This is a genomic window from Vibrio tritonius, assembly GCF_001547935.1.
In the GTDB taxonomy this organism is placed as follows: domain Bacteria; phylum Pseudomonadota; class Gammaproteobacteria; order Enterobacterales; family Vibrionaceae; genus Vibrio; species Vibrio tritonius.
The window spans coordinates 1,212,170-1,232,367 of the sequence record NZ_AP014636.1; the positions used below are offsets into that span (position 1 = coordinate 1,212,170).

General features: G+C 45.8%; 21 protein-coding genes. 4 read left to right on the top strand and 17 right to left on the bottom strand.

What is annotated here, in order from left to right:
• Positions 1 to 184: 184 nt before the first annotated feature.
• From JCM16456_RS20705 to JCM16456_RS20775, 15 genes are all read right to left on the bottom strand, one after another.
• On the bottom strand, positions 185 to 553 hold the full coding sequence (locus JCM16456_RS20705; protein ID WP_082712401.1) for a DUF1294 domain-containing protein: 369 nt from the start codon (positions 551 to 553) through the stop codon (positions 185 to 187).
• Positions 554 to 727: 174 nt separating this feature from the next.
• A complete protein-coding gene (locus JCM16456_RS20710; RefSeq protein ID WP_068718053.1) occupies positions 728 to 1,096 on the bottom strand; it encodes a hypothetical protein in 369 nt (122 codons plus the stop codon).
• Between the two features lie 184 nt (positions 1,097 to 1,280).
• Positions 1,281 to 1,688 (bottom strand): YbaN family protein, encoded by a 408-nt coding sequence (locus tag JCM16456_RS20715; protein WP_082712402.1) that lies wholly within the window; start codon positions 1,686 to 1,688, stop codon positions 1,281 to 1,283.
• Positions 1,669 to 2,235: a hypothetical protein gene (locus JCM16456_RS20720; RefSeq protein ID WP_068718057.1), complete on the bottom strand. Its 567-nt coding sequence runs from the start codon at positions 2,233 to 2,235 to the stop codon at positions 1,669 to 1,671. The genes JCM16456_RS20715 and JCM16456_RS20720 overlap by 20 nt, the downstream gene beginning before the upstream one ends.
• Positions 2,232 to 2,774, bottom strand: a complete 543-nt coding sequence (locus JCM16456_RS20725) for a TadE/TadG family type IV pilus assembly protein (protein ID WP_068718059.1) — start codon at positions 2,772 to 2,774, stop codon at positions 2,232 to 2,234. The genes JCM16456_RS20720 and JCM16456_RS20725 overlap by 4 nt, the downstream gene beginning before the upstream one ends.
• The gene (locus tag JCM16456_RS20730) at positions 2,774 to 3,616 is read right to left on the bottom strand and encodes a tetratricopeptide repeat protein (RefSeq protein ID WP_068718061.1); all 843 of its coding nucleotides are present in this window, start codon (positions 3,614 to 3,616) and stop codon (positions 2,774 to 2,776) included. Before JCM16456_RS20730 ends, JCM16456_RS20725 begins: the two co-directional genes overlap by 1 nt.
• Positions 3,617 to 3,627: 11 nt before the next feature.
• Positions 3,628 to 4,572 (bottom strand): type II secretion system F family protein, encoded by a 945-nt coding sequence (locus JCM16456_RS20735; protein WP_068718063.1) that lies wholly within the window; start codon positions 4,570 to 4,572, stop codon positions 3,628 to 3,630.
• Positions 4,569 to 5,549 carry a type II secretion system F family protein gene (locus JCM16456_RS20740; RefSeq protein WP_068718064.1) on the bottom strand — a complete coding sequence of 327 codons (981 nt, stop codon included), beginning with the start codon at positions 5,547 to 5,549 and terminating at the stop codon, positions 4,569 to 4,571. Before JCM16456_RS20740 ends, JCM16456_RS20735 begins: the two co-directional genes overlap by 4 nt.
• On the bottom strand, positions 5,549 to 6,913 hold the full coding sequence (locus tag JCM16456_RS20745) for a CpaF family protein (RefSeq protein ID WP_156430614.1): 1,365 nt from the start codon (positions 6,911 to 6,913) through the stop codon (positions 5,549 to 5,551). The genes JCM16456_RS20740 and JCM16456_RS20745 overlap by 1 nt, the downstream gene beginning before the upstream one ends.
• The gene (locus JCM16456_RS20750) at positions 6,910 to 8,121 is read right to left on the bottom strand and encodes a hypothetical protein (RefSeq protein ID WP_068718068.1); all 1,212 of its coding nucleotides are present in this window, start codon (positions 8,119 to 8,121) and stop codon (positions 6,910 to 6,912) included. Before JCM16456_RS20750 ends, JCM16456_RS20745 begins: the two co-directional genes overlap by 4 nt.
• A gap of 16 nt (positions 8,122 to 8,137) precedes the next feature.
• Positions 8,138 to 8,779: a CpaD family pilus assembly lipoprotein gene (locus tag JCM16456_RS20755; RefSeq protein ID WP_068718069.1), complete on the bottom strand. Its 642-nt coding sequence runs from the start codon at positions 8,777 to 8,779 to the stop codon at positions 8,138 to 8,140.
• An 18-nt stretch (positions 8,780 to 8,797) separates the two neighbouring features.
• On the bottom strand, positions 8,798 to 10,225 hold the full coding sequence (locus JCM16456_RS20760) for a type II and III secretion system protein family protein (protein WP_068718070.1): 1,428 nt from the start codon (positions 10,223 to 10,225) through the stop codon (positions 8,798 to 8,800).
• A gap of 56 nt (positions 10,226 to 10,281) precedes the next feature.
• On the bottom strand, positions 10,282 to 11,193 hold the full coding sequence (gene cpaB, locus JCM16456_RS20765; RefSeq protein ID WP_068718071.1) for a Flp pilus assembly protein CpaB: 912 nt from the start codon (positions 11,191 to 11,193) through the stop codon (positions 10,282 to 10,284).
• A gap of 14 nt (positions 11,194 to 11,207) precedes the next feature.
• On the bottom strand, positions 11,208 to 11,771 hold the full coding sequence (locus JCM16456_RS20770) for an A24 family peptidase (protein ID WP_068718073.1): 564 nt from the start codon (positions 11,769 to 11,771) through the stop codon (positions 11,208 to 11,210).
• 19 nt (positions 11,772 to 11,790) lie between these two features.
• Entirely contained in the window at positions 11,791 to 11,988 is a 198-nt protein-coding gene (locus JCM16456_RS20775) for a Flp family type IVb pilin (protein ID WP_068718075.1), read from the bottom strand.
• 330 nt (positions 11,989 to 12,318) lie between these two features.
• Here JCM16456_RS20775 and JCM16456_RS20780 point away from each other — a divergent pair, with 330 nt between their 5' ends.
• The 3 genes from JCM16456_RS20780 to JCM16456_RS20790 all read left to right on the top strand — a co-directional run bounded on the left by JCM16456_RS20780 (position 12,319) and on the right by JCM16456_RS20790 (position 15,762).
• Positions 12,319 to 12,987, top strand: a complete 669-nt coding sequence (locus tag JCM16456_RS20780; RefSeq protein WP_068718080.1) for a response regulator transcription factor — start codon at positions 12,319 to 12,321, stop codon at positions 12,985 to 12,987.
• Between the two features lie 9 nt (positions 12,988 to 12,996).
• On the top strand, positions 12,997 to 14,373 hold the full coding sequence (locus JCM16456_RS20785) for a HAMP domain-containing sensor histidine kinase (RefSeq protein ID WP_068718082.1): 1,377 nt from the start codon (positions 12,997 to 12,999) through the stop codon (positions 14,371 to 14,373).
• A 150-nt stretch (positions 14,374 to 14,523) separates the two neighbouring features.
• Complete coding sequence (locus tag JCM16456_RS20790; RefSeq protein WP_068718084.1) at positions 14,524 to 15,762, top strand: ankyrin repeat domain-containing protein; 1,239 nt, start codon at positions 14,524 to 14,526, stop codon at positions 15,760 to 15,762.
• Positions 15,763 to 16,811: 1,049 nt separating this feature from the next.
• Here the strand turns inward: JCM16456_RS20790 and JCM16456_RS20795 are convergent.
• On the bottom strand, positions 16,812 to 17,564 hold the full coding sequence (locus JCM16456_RS20795; RefSeq protein ID WP_082712403.1) for an AraC family transcriptional regulator: 753 nt from the start codon (positions 17,562 to 17,564) through the stop codon (positions 16,812 to 16,814).
• A gap of 101 nt (positions 17,565 to 17,665) precedes the next feature.
• On the opposite strand from JCM16456_RS20795, the gene JCM16456_RS20800 reads away from it, so the two are divergent.
• Entirely contained in the window at positions 17,666 to 18,091 is a 426-nt protein-coding gene (locus tag JCM16456_RS20800; RefSeq protein WP_068718086.1) for a nuclear transport factor 2 family protein, read from the top strand.
• A 684-nt stretch (positions 18,092 to 18,775) separates the two neighbouring features.
• Here the strand turns inward: JCM16456_RS20800 and JCM16456_RS20805 are convergent.
• Complete coding sequence (locus tag JCM16456_RS20805; protein WP_068718088.1) at positions 18,776 to 19,873, bottom strand: Fic family protein; 1,098 nt, start codon at positions 19,871 to 19,873, stop codon at positions 18,776 to 18,778.
• Positions 19,874 to 20,198: the final 325 nt, after the last annotated feature.

The following is a 20,198-nucleotide window of genomic DNA, read 5'->3' on the forward strand; positions in this document are numbered from 1 at the left end:
AAAATCGTTGAGGAAGCACACCAATTAAGGGCAACTGATTTAGGGAAATACGAGGAACAAACAGTGTGAAATGAAATCGTGGCAGAAGACATAACAAGATAATTCGTAAGCAGCTTGGCGTATATTGAATCAGAAACTGGCTAAGCTAAATGCTGCTTACTTAATGAAAACAATAGACAAATGACTACCAGTAACTTGCCAGCCACTCTCTGCCCATCGGCGTCACCAATACGACATAGCACCCGATATTAACAATGACAGTGAACCAAAGAATACTTTTAAACGGCTGCTTTTGCGTCTTGTGGCGAAACACTTTTTGCCCTAATAACGCGCCCGGCCAACCACCTAGCAGCGCCAACAAGTGCAGCGTTTTTTCTTGGACGCGCCAATCGTCGCGTTTAGCTGCCCTCTTGTCTTTGAAGTAACAGAAAAACGTGATCACACTGAGCACAGCATAGCCTAGCAAAACCCAATAAGGCTGCTGAAACCAATAGGTCACCACACCAACCAAAACGAAAAACAAGAGACTCACTAAGCCATTAAGAGAAAACATGAACACCAAACCAAACCTTATTTATTCTGGCAGGCAATGTAGCTTGTTTTACAAGGTGAGGCAATGATGGTTGAAGTTGGCTTTGGGATGCGAACTTTTACATGATAAATCGCTTTTGAATAAGACCAGAAATAGCAACAGCATTATCCTATAAGATACCAATAAGGCTTTTATTTATACTCTTTTGAGAAAGTTAACTTGGTTCACTACTCTAACCAATTCATCTCTATCATTAGATTTGCATAATCCCGATTCGACAGCACCTATTTCAGGGTTATCACACAAGGTCACTCTCAGCTCATACTTTTTAATTAACAAATAACTTATTAAAAAGAATAGCGGAACAGCAACTAGAGCACTGAGTGGATAAATCATAAAGAATGAAAAGCCAAATACTACAGCAATCGATAATGCTCGTTTCATCTTTGTTGAGTTGTTGTACTCAACAACTCGGATGTCCATAATCTTTTCAATCTCAAGCGGTATTGATGAATGCTTACAACAAATAGCTTCTGAATCAATCCACACCAATTGCTCAGACATAATCTCTCCCAGCACGACTTAGCAATATCCCATTCACAATAAGTTCAGCCACATGAGTCTGCTCACGTATTGCTTATATCTCTGTAGAAATTCATCTTAGGCGTGAATGGTTTATTTATGGAATAGCGTAAATTGCAAAGTTACTTTGCTTTTTTATCGCCATTACGCTTAGTCATATTGTTCATCACTGGTTATCCTGAGTCTCTGGGCGACGCCAAATAAAAAATGCGCCAATTCCCATCCCTATCGCCGCAACCGCAAGCCACAGATAAGCAACTTTCATGACCACCAGCAGTGTAAAACACGCCAACATAGAAAGAGCGGAATGCACTTTATTGCGTCTTGAGATCACCCCGCCATGTTGCCAATTATCGATGATGCGGCGAAAGTACGGCACTGACATAATCCACTGATGAATGGTCGGCGACCCTTTGGCTGCCGCCCAAGCGGCCAGAATAACAAACTCCGTTGCAGGTAATCCCGGCAGCAAAATTCCCAACACCGCCATGGCAAGACTGGCAAGCGCTAAAAGCTTATACAGCCACATGGAGAGCGCCGAACGCTTATTAACTTCAACTGTCATCGTCTTCATCGATTCCTAACTCCCCTGCCAGAACCTTATCCACATGAATGGTTTTTTCTCGCGCTCGGTTTGATGCCACCACTTGAATGGTTTTAGGCGACAATAGTGACGCAAAAGGTGTTAACCCCTCGGACTGACGACAAAGCTGCACCACGATCACTGCGTTTTGATCATCTTCGCTATCCTCTTCAGGCATATCAGCACTGAAATTTTTACCCGTACTAAGTTCAGGACAGATACCATCTAATGCTCCGCGCCTTAGTGGACGCCACGCCATACTGCGATCCAATTTCACATTGTAGATATAGAGTTCATACTCCCCGATATCCGCTTCTGGCATGTTTCGGGCAATCAATAGATTCAAGTCCTTAGCACTGATATAGCGCTGAATAGAGATAATAGAAGCTAGGTTGTGCGACATTCGGTCGTAGTGACTACGCAGTTGGCTTACCGTGTAGAGATCGGCAATGATGGCCACCGCCCCCACGAACATTCCCATCATCAGCGTCAATTCAATCAGAGCCAGTCCTTTGGCTTTACGTAAACTGCCTCTCATGATTCATCCTCATCGTCATCAATAACCAAATCACCTAATACTTGTTGGAATTCATGCTGATACGATGTTCCCAAATTGAAAAGCGAAGGTAATGGGGTGATGAACGTTTGCTGTAACGTCAAGGTCAGGTTTAACACTGGCGAATTGGTATAGTCCGGCGTTTCCTCACTATCACTGCTGCTGTCACGGCTGTCGTCGCCGCTTTTGGTTGATGAACCAGAAAACTCGCCCAAATTAGAAAACGTGTGCACCTCTAACGAGACATTCTCTTCATTCACCAAGCCATAAGACTGATTCACGATCTTATCGGTAATCAACTGGTTAAGCTGATTTTGCTTTAGGGCGTAAAAATTGTCTTCAAAGCGCAGTTGTTGCACCGAACGTTCCAGTGACGTGTTGACTGCGATGATCACCAGCGCAATTCTGGCTAACTCAAAAAACATCACCAAAATAAACAGCAATACCGGAAAAATCAGCGCAGCTTCAACCGACACGATTCCCCTTTGTTTGCGCTCAAACACACGCAGCGACCTTGCCATCAATGTTCCTCCGCCAAATTCACTGGCGTTTGACTGAGTGCGGCAATTTCTATGCTGAGCGGTGTTCCTTGCTCAACACGCTGGCGCAGCTGTTCAAATTGGGCGATCGCACGTTCGGTTTGCGTCGTCGGCAATTCACTGCTTAACACTTGGCGTGCTTTATCGGTTCGCTCACCCAAAATGTAAGCCAATGCTAAATTCAACTTACCCGACAATGGCAAGGTATTTTGCCTTGCTCGCAGCAATTCTATCGTGCGATGAGTATCGCCACTGACCAAATAAGTCATGGCTAGGTTATTGAGAACCATAGGATTATTAGCATCCACCTTCATCGCACGTTGCAAATAAGCCAACGCATCGGCTGTACGTCCTTGATAATTGGCAATCACACTTAACCCATTTAACGCCGTCGCGTTATTGGGATTATGACTTAGCACCAGTTCAAAGTGACGCTGCGCTTCTTCTCGTTGTGCCAATTGCAAATAAGCTCGACCCAAGCCAAGTTCAATCGCCTCGCTTTGCTGCGGTTGAATGTTCTTTCCTAGTGCTTCTTGCGCTCGTTGATAAAGATGAATCGCCGTTTCCGCTGGAACCACTAACGCCGCAACTGACGCGTATTCCAATAGATACGCATCGCTCAGTTCATGCTTATCATCCATCTTTTGGTACACCTCATAAGAAGCTTTATAACGACCGTTATCACGCAATAAATGCGCCAGAGTCAACGCTTCTTGCGCTTCTCCTTGCAGCGGTTTAGACGCAGCATTGAGGTTGACCGGTTGAGTTGCACAACCGCTCAGTAGTGCCAATACAAGGCCAGTTAATATCAGTTTAGTGTTCATTATTATGCTCCTTAATTGGCCAAAATCCGTACGATACGCACCATAGCGGGTGCGCCCATCATCGCGATCACTGGTGGCAAAATCAGGGTCATTAGCGGCACACTTAACTGAGCCGGTAACTTACCAGTTTTCTCTTCCAGCTCTAGTACCAAGGCTTTACGACTCTCTTCAGAAATGGTTTTCAATGCTTGAGATAATGGTGTGCCGTAACGTTCCGCTTGTACTAATGTCGCCACCATGGCGGAAATGTTGTCAACGCCACAACGCTCAGCCAGATTTGTCAGTGCTTTACGGCGATCGGTCAGAATTTGCATTTCCATGTAGGTGTAACCCAATTCTTGCGCCACTTCAGGGGCAGAGAACATCAACTCTTTGGAAATCACTTTTAAAATGCGAGCGAGCGGCAAGCCGGCCTCAGCACAAATCACCATCAAATCAAGGGCATCAGGCAAGTCATTTGATAGGCGTTCACCACGGCGCGCGGCGCGCACTTTTAGCCACAACTCAATAAAAAAGCCACTAAGGAACATCAGCATCAAGCTCCCCGCAAGACCAGTCAGCGTGAGGCGATGCCCTGCATCCAAGCCAAAGAGCAAAAACGACATCACCAACACCACACCAGTAGCGTATTTACTGGACGTGAGCAGACCAATAAAGCGGCGGTCTTGAAAGCCTGCCATCGCCAATAGTCGGTAGGTTTTCATCCGGTCGGATTGAGTGCCCGCTAAGCTCTCACCGGCTTTAGCAAAACCGAGCAGGAAAGGGAAACGTTCAAAAAGTGGTTGATTCACTGCGCGCTGCAGATCTTCATCTTTGCTTTGTTCTTGTGACTCAGTGGTATTTAAACGTTCTGACAAAGTGACCTGCTTCGAAAAACAGTAGATGCCCATCAGCACTAGCCCTACAGCTAAACAGATCAATCCCAAGCCAAGAAACAACACGTTAGATTCCATCATCGCAGCACTCGCTTAATCATAAAGTGAGTAATACCCAACCCAAGAGCCACGCTGCAGACCGCGTAGATCAAGACACTATTGCCGGTGGGATCATTAATTAAAAATTCAAAATCTTTAGGGGAGTTAAACGCCATGTACGCCAAAGAGAGCGGTGCAAGTAACGCCACAATGGTGGCAGAAGCACGAACTTCCGATGTTTTGGCTTTGATTTTTAACGCTAACTCTTGGCGATCGCGCAAGGTTTCACTTAGCTTTTCCAAAGTGTCACTGAGCTTGCCGCCCGTCTCTTGGTTAATCACCAAAATCACCACGAAAAAGCGATATTCGTTTAAAGGCACGCGCGCAGCAGAGTCACGCATCGCTTCACGCAGCGGAACCCCGACTTTAAGCCAGTTATCAATCAACATAAATTCAGTGGCTAACGGGCCTGGTAAGTTACTCGCCACCATGGCAAAGGTATTGGTGACAGGTACGCCCGCACGTGCAGCGCGAATAATCGCATCAATTGCTTGGGGCAAATTTTGCTTAAATTCATGAAGATGGCGTTTCATCGCACGAAAATAGGCAAACCACACCAAGGTGACAAAGAAAATCACCGTTAATCCCAACGCCAGCAGTAAAGGGGACGTAGAAGATTTCGCAACAAAGATGGCGACCATAAACGATGGCGCCAGCAACATCAGTGCCCGTTTTTTCCAGGCGTCTTGCCAGCCCAAAAGCGACAAATCCATCCAAAACCGCTGCGCTGCTTTGCCAATTAGAGGCAAAGAAGAAAAACGCTCCGCTTCGATAAAGCGTCGAATTTCATCTTCTTGTTCACTCTTTTCTTCTGTTTGCGGGCCAATGACTTTTTCCCTTAATTGGGAGAAAAAGGCAGTGCGCGATTTCTTCTCGTTGTGCGCTACCACAGCGTAACGCACACTTAAAATTGAACTGAAGATCAGCACAAACAGGGCTAATGTGATGAGATCCCACATTATTCATACTCCCTAAAATAGTGAGCATGTGAGCTGTAGAAATTGGGCTGCAAACCCGATGAGACATAGTTACCAATCACTTTGCCGTGACGATCGATTTCCTGAGTGGCAAAACCAAACAGCTCTTGCGTTTGAATCACATCGTCTTCCATACCGCACACTTCGGTAATCGACACCACGCGACGACCACCATCACTCATGCGCTCAACTTGGACGATCAAATCCACCGCGCTGGCGATTTGGCGACGAATCGCCTCAAGCGGCAACTGCATGTTGGCCATCATCACCATGTTTTCCAAACGCATGATCGCATCTCTGGGTGTATTGGCGTGCACAGTACAGAGCGAACCATCGTGACCGGTGTTCATGGCTTGCAACATATCGAAGCTCTCTCCGCCACGCACCTCACCCAAAATAATCCGGTCAGGACGCATACGCAGTGCATTTCGCACCAGATCGCGCTGATCGACTTTGCCTGCCCCTTCGGCGCTCACTGGGCGCGTTTCTAAACGCACCACGTGAATTTGTTGCAGTTGCAGTTCGGCGGCATCTTCAATGGTGATGATACGGTCTTCATTACTGATGTTTTGTGATAACGCATTGAGCAGCGTGGTTTTACCCGCACCAGTACCACCAGAAATAATCACGTTTAAACGCGCTTTCATCGCTCGTTTTAAGATGGTGATCATCTCGTCGTTCATCGCCCCTTTGTCGGCCAGAATTTCGAGTGACATATTGCGTCGCATGAATTTACGAATCGAAATAGTAGTACCATCAAGCGCCAAAGGATGGGTAATGATGTTCACACGGCTGCCATCTTCCAAACGCGCATCCACCATCGGATGGGTTTCGTCGATACGACGCCCTACGCGCGCAGCAATACGCTGGGCAATATTGAACACGTGCTCTTCATCAATAAAATGAATCGGTGTCAGCACCAATTTGCCAAAGCGCTCAACAAAGACCTGTCCCGCACCGTTGACCAAAATATCGTTGACTGAATCGTCGGCCAACAGAGGTTGAATCGGCCCAATACCGATCATCTCGTTGAACATCGTCTGGCTAATGTGGCGCTCTTCTTCTGCAGAAAACTGCAAACGATGGGTATCGCAAATCGAGCGGATCAAATCGTTGATCTGCTGCTGCAATTTTTCTGGCTTCATCGACGCCACTTTCATCGGGTCGATCTGCTCGTAAAGATAATCGCGCACCACACGTAAGTGGGCATTGGCTGCGGCAGACTCGTTACTCGCTTGCTGTGAAGTACGCTCTACCTTCGTCAGCCCACTCTCTTGCGCAGGCTGGCTTGGCTCACTTTCTCGTACAGGTTCGCGCACTCTATTACGCGGCATTTTTAACATCATGATGCTTTCCTCTCAAACACAGTTGAGAAGAGCGCTAAGAGATTACGCTTCTCTTTTTTTACAGTGGGACGACCACATGCTAGATCCACCAAATGCGCTAATGCCGAGCTAAATTCGCCTAACTCAGAGACCTTTAACGGGCCTTTAAGCAGCTGCTGTTCCAATACCTTACCCGCGGTTGGCAATTGAAGATCGATACGACGACCGATGAATTTTTCAAACTCTTGACGGCTGATCGATTGAGACGTCTCTTGACGCAGATTCGCCACGATAACAATGCGCTGACCGTCCGTTTCATCGCCGATATTCTCCAACAGGCGCAAGGTATTACGCGCTGCAGTGACAGTGTAATCGACTACGATAATGCGGCTCTGCGCACAGTTAAGTACCTCAAGCGCACCTTGTGGTTGGCTTGCAGGCAAATCCCACACCACTTGATTAAACATTTGGCACAAGGTTGCACCAAGAGTTAGCACGTGGTCGTCAGCTAATCGTTCCTCCGCCACTTGATAGTTTGGCACTTGGTTAAGCAACGACAATTTATCCGACACTTGGGTCATCGAACGGTGCAAATAACGCACATCCAGATTGTCTGACTTGAGAACGCCATCCAAACCGCCATCTTGATTGATGCCCGCCAGTAGACCTAAACAGCCATTGGTACGGTCGTAATCGACCAGCGCCGTTGAAATACGTGACTGATTAGCCAACATTTGCGCAATACCAAATGCGATCGTTGACGTTCCTAATCCCCCTTTCACGCCAGTGACAGCAATTGTTCGTCCGATTAATTGCTCTTCAAGCACGCCTTTTTTCATGCAGCTTAACGTCGCGGCGAGGCGATCTAAGGTGATCGGTTTTAGCAGGTAGTCAAAAATGCCTTGCGCCAACATATTGCGATACAAATCGAGGTTAACCTGCGAGCCTAAGGCAACGATTTTGCACGTTGGGCCAGTCACTTCAATCAAGCTGGCTAAGCTCTCTAATGGGTAGTGCTCCTGATCGATATCAACAAACATCGCCATAGGGATTGCGTTGTCTTTTACCCATTGCGTTGCCTTTTCCACATTGCCGAGAAACACATTTTCCGGCGCACAGTTAAGGCGTTGAAAATCCTCGGCGTACAAGGCCACCTGATCTTTTTGAGTCGTAAACAGGACAATCGAACCGAGCTCATCTGCTGTGTATTGGAGTTGTTGTTCACTCATGATGCTCACCTCGTGGTTAGTCTTCGTTGAAATCGATATCGAGCAATTCTTTTAGCTCATCTTCTTGGTAACGCTTAACCGCTTGTAAAGCGGCTTCGCCATCGCCTGGCCCAAGCTCCTTGGCACGTAATAAATCGGCAGGGTCGCTCACCATGCGCGCAAGGTTAGCGCGCGTTGCACAGCCTAAAGGACCAATCGCTTCATAGGGTTTTATCGTCCATGTGCTCGCATCGTGAATCCGACAATCTGGCACGGTAACCACCAATGCCTGCGACTGTACGCGCAAGTCCCACTGCGCCTTATCGGCTTGATAAGTCATCGGCAAAATACGCACATCAATTACGCCAGCCTGTTGCAGTGCGGCATGCAATTTGTTGGCAAACTGCTGGCCATCATTGGAATAAGGCTGAATCGTGAGCTGCTGCTTGGACAATCTGCCCTGATTGGTCAGCAACGAGTTGAGATTTTGCATCGATTCAGGGCTTAATCCCTTGTGTTCAGTGAGTTGCAAAGAGACGGCGGATACCGTCGGTGCCACTTTAATCGGGTAGTTTTTTCCGCTTGCAACGGTTTCATCACCTTCACGCCAATGGTTGATGGTTTGCTCACATCCGGTCAGCAGAACACATGCAATCGCTAAAGAAATGGTTAAACGCATAATGTCACTCCCAGATGATTAAAATAGGTAGCCAGCAGAGGCTTTTTCAGGAATCGAGTTATCCAGCGGTTTAATGCCTTTACCCGGGGTTTGCAGTTCACCCGCTTGAGTAGGGCTGACCACATATGCGGTGGCGATGATCACCAGCTCAGTCTCTTCTTTCTCGTTAGATTCCGATTCAAAAAGACGGCCTAGCATCGGGATATTGCGCAGCCCAGGTACGCCATTGACGGTTTGGTTAACGTTAGAGCGCAGCATGCCTCCCAGAGCAAAGCTCTGTCCGCTCGCCAGCTCGACAGTGGTATCAGCGCGGCGCACTTTAAACGCTGGGATAACATTACCCGCTAACTCAACCGATCCCTCATCAGAGAGATCGCTCACTTCTGGCGCAATGTGCAAACTAATGCGATTTGGCGACAGCAGGGTTGGTGTCATGCGCATGATCACCCCGTACTGTTTGTAATCGATAGTGATGTTGTTGTTGGTCATGATGATGATTGGCACTTCACCACCTGCAGCAAAGCCAGCGGTTTCACCGGACATGGCGGTTAGGTTCGGCTCAGCCAAAATGCTCGCCATACCATTCGAAGAGAGCGCCGTTAATACGCCTGCCAATTTGCCGCTATGAGAAACACCACCTGCCATTGCATTGGTGACGGTGCTACCGGAAAAGACGCCCGTTGTGGCATCAAACAGAGAGGTGCCAGTATTGCGGATAAAGCTGTTGCCGTTATCAAGCAAGGCTTCCCAGCTAAAGCCCAGTTGCGAACTCAAGCTACGCGCCACTTCGACAATACGGACACTGATATTGATTTGCGCCGACAGTTCCACTTTCAATTGGTTAACCACGCGCACCGCCGGACCTTGACCGCCAGGCGCCCCTTGGCCACCTTGACCACCACCGCCCTTGTCGTCAGAAGATCCACCAGTAAAGGCAGTAATCGCGTCAATCACTTGTTTAGACTGTTGGGGAGTTTGCACAGAGCCGCGAACAATGATGCCGTTTTCCGTTGAACGCATCAGCTTAACGTTGGCACCTTCAATTTCGGTATTGATCTGTTTAGTTAACAAAGGCAAATCAAAATCCGCTTGAATAGTGGCAGCGAGAACTACTTTGTCCTCACTGTTAAGCGCATATAAGGTGGTGCTGCCTGCGCTTTCTGCATACACAAAAATGGTATTGGTAGATGGCGTATGAAAACTGGCCACTTTTGGATCAGCAATAAGAACGCGTGTCACCCTTTCAGGCAAGGTCAGCAAAGTACCATGTTTTACGGTCAAGGTAATCTTGTCCGTTACTTTGGCTTGCGAAAAAGCCTGAGCTGAGGACATGGTCTGCGGCGTGGTTTGACCCGCAGAGGCAGCTTGTGCCACAGTCATTCCGTAGCATGCGTTGAGCAGCATAAAAGCCGTAAAGAGTTTTCTTGAAGAGTGAAAAGTCTTCATTAACGTTATTTCCTTTTATTCACAAGGCTGTGAGAGATATGGGTAGGCTAAGCAATCTAGTTAGAGACTTGAGCTGCTTTCATGACTGAACCTTGATATTGAATGACGGTCGCCGCTGGACTCTGTAATTGTTTATAAACATCGGTCGTGTCACTTAAGGTCGTCACATCGCGGGCCGCGAGTTCAGCGGAGGAAGTCTCTTCCGTCGTTGAATCATTCACGGCGCGAATCACCAATTGTAAGTTGCCAAGTTCGCGCGCAACCGTCAGACGTTCTGCTTGTTTGGGCGTTACTTCTAAAGTCACTGTTTCTGGGTAAACCGCTTTTTCTTTGGACTTCTCTTTGTCTTCTTTTATGCGCAGGGCACTGCGCTCTTTGTTGTTGAGCGCAAGCACTCGCACGTTAGTCACTAACGTTTGTGAAGCCACAAAAGGAAAGCTCATTAACGCATCGTCTTTGTCTGATTTTTTGCCGCTTTGTTTATCTTCAAGTCCCAAAATGACATCGACATGATCCCCTGCTTGCACAAGACCTGAACTACTCGAAACCGCATCAGTTGGTATTGCAACCGCGCGTTTTCCCGGTGTTAATACCGATGCAATAAAGCCCGGCTGCCCCGGTTTTACCACCACGTCGTACGTAAGAAGTTCACCTTTTGGCACCAGTTGATTGACGGTCGAACCATAAATTTCAGTTAAACCACCCGGCTCTTTTTTGAAATAAAATTCACTCGGATAATCACGGTCAACTTGCTTCCAGTACACATCGTTTGCACCGATAAAATCGCCAGGATGAAGCTCTCGGCCAGCGGTTAACACAGGGGCATAAATCGGAGCTGGCTCAGGGGTGATATCCACTTTAGGATGAACAGGCTTGGCCGGAGTAACGGTCATTCCTCGGACGATAAACGCGCCACCTAGGGCGAATACCAGTGCACCAGAAACAAACAACACTGATGAAATTTTCATAGAAAAAACAATCTCTAATGAGTTAAAGGAGTAGTTAGGGAGACAATAGCTCCAGCGGCTATCGCTAAGCCGTAAGGCAAACCGGCGGTATTGGGTCGTGTATACGCGGCTTGTGGCACTGGAATTCGTAGCCAAGGCATCATGGTCGAGAGTTGCAAAATCCACTTTGCTCCCGCCATTTCAACGATGCGGATAAAAGGCATGAGCAATGCCAGCACGCCACCGGCGAGCGCTGTGATGAGCAAAAATGCGACCTGATTATTGCCACCGACCAAAAGGCACAGTACCGCCATCAACTTGACGTCCCCTGCGCCCATTTGCCCAATCGCAAACAAGCCAAAACCGATGGACAGCACAGCCACTGCACCAACGAGCGACCAACCAAACTGCGCTGCAGCATGCGCCAGTGAAAGCGAGGCATAACTGCCCAGTCCAACGAAAAACAACACGCCATTACCAAGCGCCAACAGCAAAAGAAACAAAATTAGGTGGTTATGGATTTTGCGATAAAACAGGTCACTAAAAACGACCACGCCTAATGGAATTAATAAGCTTTGCAGCACCAATAAATTATTCATAACCACGTTTGCCTAGAACTTATTTGCCATCGGTGGTTGCGGTATCGGTAATTTGGTCTGCAATTGAGGCGAAACGCTCTTTCAATGCCGTCACAAATACACCATCAGAACCAAAAATAACGCCGATGGCTGCCGCCATTGCTGCTGCCAAAATTCCATATTCAATCGCCGTTACACCACTTTCATCAGCGATAAATTTTTTCAGTTGAGCTTTCATGTTTTCACTTCCTATTTACAAATGACAAGGAGAAGACCGATTGTGTGGGTGTCTCTCTTTGCTCGTATTAAGAGTTATTCTCATTTGCATTTCAACACAGCAAACATTAAGAATGCTTAATAAAAGTATCAACCACCTTTCATAACATCATGTTTTTAATTAAGTTATTACTCTAAAAACCGCTTAACGAGCCCAATATCAAGCCTCTTTATCTCAATCAAAAAAATAATTACTATTGTTATACATTAACAGTTGATATTGAGAATGGTTATCATTAATATTGTTCGCGTTTTGTAAATCTGTGTCAGTTTTGTCAACTAAGGAAAAACCATGCGTGTTCTCATCGTTGAGGATGAAATCCCTGTCAGTCATTGGATCAGCAGTAAACTGCAATCTAACGGGCACACATGTAAGCTCTCTGATAACGGAGCGCAAGCACTAGCATTAATTCAAAACGAAGTGTTTGATGTGGTGGTACTGGATAATATGCTGCCTGAAATGACCGGGATTGAAGTATTAAATAATTTGCAAAATACTCCTCACCCACCGGTATTAATTCTCTCAGCGAATGATCAAACATCTGACCGAATATTAGGTCTTAAATCGGGTGCAGATGATTATTTAGGTAAACCTTTCGACTTTACTGAATTATTACTCAGACTCGAACGCCTTTATCATCGTTCGCAAAAAATCACGTCGCAGCACACCACGCAAATTGGCAGTGTGAATATCGACTTAGAACAACAGAAGGTGACACGTAACGGCAAAAATGTGCTGCTAACCAGTAAAGAATTCAAGCTATTACAAGTGCTGGTGGAACATCGGGGTAAAACGGTGACGCGCAACATGCTGCTTGAGCGGGTATGGGGCTATAACTTTGATCCACAAACCAATATTTTGGATGTGCATCTCTCCAAATTGCGTAATAAATTAAACAGCAATGAGGATGCAGAGCCGCTTATTCGCACTATTCGTTCGAAAGGTTATTCACTAGGATAAACGTTCTCTATGCCTGTTCGTTTAATTATTCATAGTAGCAGTTTTCGTCAAGCTGCTTATGTTGCTTTCTTTTGTCTGATTATTTCATCAGCCTCCATTTTATTAAGTGACAAATTATTAAAAAATGTGATGCATGATCATGTACAAAATATGATCTTAGATGACATTAAAAATAAACAAAATATGAATCTCTTCAGTAGCAGCCAGAAATTGGCTGACTACTTAAATCAACGTGAATTGACCAATCAATACGATGAACTCATCACCTACGCTTTTAATCCCATTGGTGACCTACTCTATGGTGACGCGCAAATTCTTACCGTCGATGAACTAAAGAGCATTCTCACTCGCCAACAAGCGCATATCTCAACGCTCAGTTTTCATAAACCACAGAAAGAGCTGTATGGCATGGTGATTCCCATTGCCGATGGTGGCTCATACTATGCCTCCTACAATATGTCGCCGATGCTCAATAGCACGCGCATTATTCCTCTGATGACGGGAGCGGTGTTATTTACGGTATTACTCTCTATTTTATTGATTAGTTTACCTTTTAGTATCAAAAACTTGCTGCGCGTGAACCGTATTTTGAAAGTGATGGGCGAATACGCCAAAGGCGATCACCATGTGCGTATTACCGATGCGGGTTATAACGACGAATTTGGACGGCTCAGCAGCGAAACCAACTTGCTACTAAGTCGCACGCAACTGCTGATGGAGCAAGTCAAAACCGCTAACAGCCACATTGCCCATGAGCTAAAAACGCCATTAACGCGCCTTAAGCATCGCCTCATTAATACCTCTGAAATGGTCGATGGCTCTGCCCTTGATGAGCTGGATGCGGCAGGTTTGGAAATCGACCGAATCCTCTATCTGTTTCGCGCCATCATGCAGTTGTCTGAAATTGAAAATGGCCAACTGTCACTTCAACGAGAGTCGATTGACGCGCACCATTTGCTCTCTGAAGTGCGCGATTACTATGAGCCGTTATTGGAAGATAAAGGCATCGAACTCAAAATCAAAGTCGCGCATAAAGCCGTGTTTTACGCCGACTACGCCTTGATTTTTCAAGCAGTGGCGAACCTTTTGGATAACGCCATCAAGTACGCACCACAAAGCTCGATGATCAAACTGCAAGTTGAGCAGCAGCTCGAAACCACTTATATCCATGTGATTGACCAAGGACCTGGAATCCCAGACGACCAACTGAGCTTGGTGCTCAAACGCTTTCATCGCCTTGAACGAGTAAAAAGTATCGAAGGTTTTGGTCTCGGCCTACCGTTTGTTCAAGCGGTCGCCGAACGTCATAAAGGTCGCTTTACCCTAGTGAATGGTCAAACTGGACTGATTGCCACCATCAGTTGCCGTGCGATGCCGATGGCCTAGTAGGTGGCACCGAGAATCGATTTGTCCCATCAATGAACTAATTTCACTGGTGATGGTCAATGTCACTGGGCCATATAGAATATACAACAAAATTAATATATTAGAGCCCAAGAAATAACGCTAACCCTCACTGACAATAAGGTGCTATTCATGGGGCTCAACATCCGGTTTTTTATTACAGTTATTATTTCAGGGGCGATTGGTTATGGTATTTCCGCCAGTCTGCACACAGCCCCAGACATGCCTGCGCCGCCACATAATAGACCTTCTGATATTGCGCAAAACAGCGTGACCGATAGCAGCGGCTTAACACTTGCCGATATAGCTCAATTTCATTGCCGCGTTCCCCTACAACAAGAGAAAATAGAGCAGCAAGATTCTCTCGCAAAAGAGGCAGTAGTAACGTCAGAGAAAAACGCATCAGCAGAGCATCATTTGCGCGGAATGGACATTATCGCATCAGCCCTGAGCCAATATGGCTATCGCGCCGAATCACTGACACCACAGCAATGGCGCAATTTCGTTGCTGAGCAGTCAACGGATTATTGGACTGCCGAACTTGATGCGGGATCAGAGTTACTCAATCTCGCGGTTATCAAGCAGAACACCCCCATGATCAAACGGTTACTTGCCAACCATGTCGACGTCGAGTCAACAACGTTGCTCGGCGCATCCCCATTTCAAACAGCCGCAAAATACGCCAACCTCGACGATTTCAAATTGATGGTAGGCAAAGTTAAGAATTTAAATGACGGGCGCTACGACCGGCTCATTAAATGGATTAAAAAAGAGAATCAACCCAGCTTAGCTCAAGCAAAAATAGAGTATTTATTTAACCAAGGCTATGTGTTCGACAATATGAATTTGCAAGTGCTGCCACTACTCAGCTACAGAGAGAATTTAACAACGCCCGAGTTAGTTAACGCATTATCCAACATCAATCCTAATGCCCCGATATTCGATGGCAGAAACGTGATGCTCACAAAAATGATTGTCGAAGGTGCCAATGATGATACCATCACCTCAATTCTGCCCTACTTTGATGCGGAAAATTTATCGCGAGAGGTTTCCGCGAGCCTATTAATTTCTTCCGTATTATCAAACCGAATTCAACATAGCTCCACTATTCGTGCTCTGATTGCTAAAGGCGTTGATGTAAATGCCTACAATTATGGGTCACCAAGTATTCTTATGAGCAGCATATTGGCCGTTCAAAGAGCAAAAAGTGACGCCGAATTTGAGATGCAAAAACAGAAAATCGCCGCCCTCATTCAAGCCGGTGCTGACCGAAAGTACATCGATAATCAAGGCAACAGCGCCCTCTCAATTTTGGGGAAAATCACTGCCAAACCGGAGTATAAGCAGCAAATAAGGGTATTGTTGGATTAGGTGTGGTGGTATTCATAACGAGGCAAACTTTGATAAAACAGCCTATTCAAATCACTTTATGATGTGAATAATCCACTTAATCAAATCATATTATGATGCGAATAGAGTCTGTATTCGTATCATTGGGGAAAATTAAACGGGACACACACTTTTATATTGTTGTTAAAACGACTTTTAACGCTTAACAACTGGTCAAACATCGATTCGAGATACACGATACTTCGGCGCACATTCTTTGGCTTCCCCCCTCTAACTCCCCCCTGGTCTAGCCGCATCGTTTAACGGTGCTTTTATGCAGGGGGGAGAACTGTATGGTGCTCGTCGATATATCGACCACATCAACAGGAAAATCATGATTTAAAATAATAAAACCCATAAAATCAGTAAATTAAATAACTTTCGTGCGCGCTAGCTCCCTCCCCAGCCCTCCCTCTAAAGAAGGAGGGGGCCAGACCGAGATCGCTGCCGTAAATATGCTCAAATCGAGGCTTAATCATGATGTTGAACTCATAAATCACAGCGTGCTCGAACCGGTTCTCCCCCCTTGGTTTTTGGGGAAAAACTGTAGGGTGCTCATAGACATATCACGCATACCAATAGATAAATCATGATGTTGAACTCGAAAATCGCAGCGCACTCGATCCGGTCCTCCCCCCTTGGTTTTTAAGGGGGGAGTTAGAGGGGGGATTATGCGCAGAAGCCTATTTTTACATCGTAAGACACTGAATTAAAATACATTTATTAAACCACCATTTAAAAACCAGCAGTCATTATTCAGTTTCTCCACGCACTAAACCGAGCACATACTTTACACACTGCTCCGAGCACATCATTTACACAAAGCCTATCATTCGATGGTGACTTGGCCGCACATTTGAAATGCATGGGCGTTCGTGTCATGGACTTGCAGCGTCACGAGGTAAAATGCTTAACCGACTGCAACACGTCCCCTTCGGCATTATTCGAGCGGGGCTGCTTAGTTCAAACTGGTGGTGGTCGCACTACGCACTATCACTGCCTACATGATATTTTCTAAAATAAAACCGCAATTAATGGCGTATTACCTGATTTTTACCGAGAGAATTTCTTTTGAATTGTCCAGGCGTTTCATTAAAATTCCGCTTAAACGCACTGATATACGCACTCACATTACCGTAACCACTTTTTACGGCCACATCGTATATTGGTTCATCATCAAGTAGCCATTGCATAGAATTTATTAGTCTTGCTTGTTGGCGCCACTGGGTAAAAGTAAGGCCAGTCTCCTTTGTGAAAACCCTACTTAGTGTTCGAGTACTCAATCCAAAACAATTTGCCAATTGGGCTTGAGTGCTTATATTACTTGGTTGACCGATTAAAAATTCCGCCATTTTGCGAGCTCTTCTATCGTAAGGCAGTGGTAGCTCAAACTTTATATTTCTGGATACATCCAGTTCGTAGCCGATAATCTCTAAGAGGTATTCAAGCAAATGTTTGGGATAGGGTACTCTTGGATGATAGACAATTTTTTTCAGTAGAGCGTGACAAAATGAGTCCACACCGAATACCCGAGGATTGTTGGGGTAATGACTTCCTATGTCCTGAGCAACACGGACTATCCACCCATCTACATCGGCGAGCGTATGTGCTTTATGCCGACTATTAGCAGGAATCCAACCTAACGTGCCGGGAGTCATAGGCCATTGAGAGTCGGACGTCTCAACAAGGATGATGCCTTTGCTAAGCCAATAAAGTTGTCCATCTTGATGCGAGTGCCACACTGTCTCATGTTGAACTTGGTGATCTATTTTCTGAATCATCATCGAATCTGGCGTATACACAGTATTAGTGGTCTTAATCTCGAAAATATACCCTGTAGTGTTCGTTGTACACTTGTTTATTAGATGATTTAGAGGGTAATCAAATGGACAAGCAGACCTTAGTTATCGACGCATTGAATAAAATCATTGGTAATGATTCGTACAATAAATTAGAGATTGCGGAATATTTTTCTCCTGATTATTCGCAAACCGTAAATGGAGATAGCCTCAACTACGAGATGTTTGTCGAGCATATCAAACTACTTAAACAGACAGCGGATCATATGCATGTGCAGGTCGTTTCAACAGCAGTGACTGATGATACAGTCTTTACTCATCATTTCGTTGATGTGCTCAAGGCAGATAGAAGAAAATCTCAATTCGAAGTGTTTGCTCGCTTCACACTGAAGCAACAAAAGATAGTTAGCTGTCATGAGTTAACACGAATGATAAAAGGCGAGAGTATGGATGAAACCTTGGGTAGCCAATGTCGCGCACACCAACAGGTGAATCATGATCTAAAATCATGAAAAAAACATAAAAACAGTAGATTAAACAACTTCTTCGCGCGTTAGCTCATTCACCTTCTATCGCTCTAAAGAAGGAAGAATTAAACGGGACACACATTTTTATATTGTTGTTAACCTGACTTTAAACGCTCAACAACTGATCAAGCATTCATTCGAGATACACGATACTTCGGCGCACATTCTTTGGCTTCCCCCCTCTAACTCCCCCCTGGTCTAGCCGCATCGTTTAACGGTGCTTTTATGCAGGGGGGAGAACTGTATGGTGCTCGTCGATATATCGACCTCATCAACAGGAAAATCATGATTTAAAATAATAAAACCCATAAAATCAGTAAATTAAATAACTTTCGTGCGCGCTAGCTCCCTCCCCAGCCCTCCCTCTAAAGAAGGAGGGGGCCAGACCGAGATCGCTGCCGTAAATATGCTCAAATCGAGGCTTAATCATGATGTTGAACTCATAAATCATAGCGTGCTCGAACCGGTCCTCCCCCCTTGGTTTTTAAGGGGGGAGTTAGAGGGGGGATTATACGCAGAAGCCTATTTTTCCCTCGTAAGGCAATGAATTTAAATACATTTGTTAAACCACCATTTAAAAACCAGCCGTCATACTTCAGTTTCTCCACGCACCAAACCGAGCACATACTTTACCAAAGTAGCCGCCGAGTTCTTTTATTATCAACGTCGTTATGTCGGCAGCTGATAGCGCGTACTGCGACCGCCACCAGTTTGAACTAAGCAGCCCTGCTCGACTAATGCCGAAAGATGACGTGTCGCCGTCGGTTTGCTCACTTTAGCCACGCTCGCGTATTGAGACGTATTAATCCCATCAACAAAATCACCATCAAGCAGTCTATTAAGTACTTTGACTTGTTCTTGAGTCAACTGAGTTTGATCAATACGTCGCCAGTAATTGGTTTTAAATACCGTTTGATCAATCTCTTTTAGCACATCATCAAAGGTTTGATTAAGCGTGTCGAAGAACCATATCAGCCAAGCGGTGATATCCACACCGCCTTTTTGCGTTTGTTCCAGGATGTCGTAATAGCTTTTGCGATTGGCTAAGATACCCACCGACATAGCGTAAAAACGCACTGACTGATGCTCCGCTTGGGCTAACGCCAAATCGGTTAATAGCCTAGTAATACGACCATTACCATCATCTAATGGGTGCAAAGTGACAAACCACAGGTGCGTGATTGCCGCGCGAAGCAAAGGATCCAATGCGGCATCGACTTTCGAAGCGTTGAACCATTGAATAAATCGGCTTAGCTCACCGTCTAGGATGTCGCGACTCGGTGCTTCAAAATGAACAACTGGCCTATCGATACGCCCTGATACCACTTGCATTGGCACATCACCTCGCAGCTGTCCACCAATCACTGGATTAAACAGCGTGTACCCTTCTGGAAACAATTTCTCATGCCAATGCAGAATCCGTTCTAACGTTAGCGGTTCATCAAGGTTATTAACCGCATCTAGCATGATCTCTGCCAACCCGTCAGTTTGCTGCGTGGTTGGAAATGGACGCTCTTCGGTCAGTCCAAGTTTGTTAGCAAGGGATGAGCGCACGGAAAAAGCGTTGAGTTTTTCCCCTTCAATCGCGCTCGAGTGAACGATATTCGCTAATAAGGTATCGAGCATACTTTCTTGTTGATCTTGCGCCTGACTCAGCATTTTCCCCAGCAGAATCCCTTGGTTAAGACGAGTTCGTCTCACCATCGGGTCTACTTGGGCTGTATCCCATTGAAAGTTGGGCCAGTTAGCCTGTTGCCAGATCCACATAAGAGCACCTTGATTTGAAAAAATAGATTATTCAAATCATATTATGATGCGAATAACCCACTTAATCAAATCATATTATGATTCGAAAAGAGTCTGTATTCGTATCATTGGGGCAAATTAAACGCACGAATTAAACGGGACACACGCTTTTATATTGTTGTTAAGCTGACTTTAAACGCTTAACAACTGGTCAAACATCGATTCGAGATACACGATACTTCGGCACACATTCTTTGGCTTCCCCCCTCTAACTCCCCCCTGGTCTGACTGCATCGTATAACGGTACTTTTATGCAGGGGGGAGAACTGTATGGTGCTCATGGATA